A 503-nucleotide genomic window follows, 5' to 3' on the forward strand; every position below is an offset into this window, starting at 1 on the left:
TCAATTAGCTAGTATGTTCAATTGATATATGACAGATATCGCTAGATAAGTTTGAAACTAGATAATAATGAATCTGGCTCATTGGTCTGTTCGATTATTAAGGATTGTCCTGACACATCCCATTCATAAGTAGAAACCGTCTTTCCCCTAAACTGTTTCATCACTTTTAACCTAGGTTCATTAAACTTCTTCCCTAGCAGAAACTTACCTATTGAAATTACTTTTGATAAAGAAGAACCACGATGCCCTTCCTCTGATAAGCAACTTAGGATTTCTACGATATTATGTCTTGTGTCGATATCCGAGTTAGTACCTAAGATAAAAGCTATGTCTGAGTCCATGTATATTGAATCATTGATCACCTTTTCATAGGTAATCGAAATAAACTTACCCTCTACTAAACCGACATTGTTTTTCCCAACATAACCGAATAAACGACTGCAAATAATGGTGTAATTATTGATGATAACTTCTAATTTCATACTGCCCCCAAGCCTATGATA

1 protein-coding gene is annotated in these 503 nt (G+C 34.6%); it reads right to left on the minus strand.

Features of this window, described 5'->3' with window-relative positions:
• Positions 1–41: 41 nt before the first annotated feature.
• Positions 42–503: hypothetical protein (locus R7Q09_RS28695; protein WP_318144278.1), on the minus strand; the 462-nt coding region annotated here is incomplete at its 5' end.

Source organism: Vibrio sp. 2130-1, from assembly GCF_033339515.1.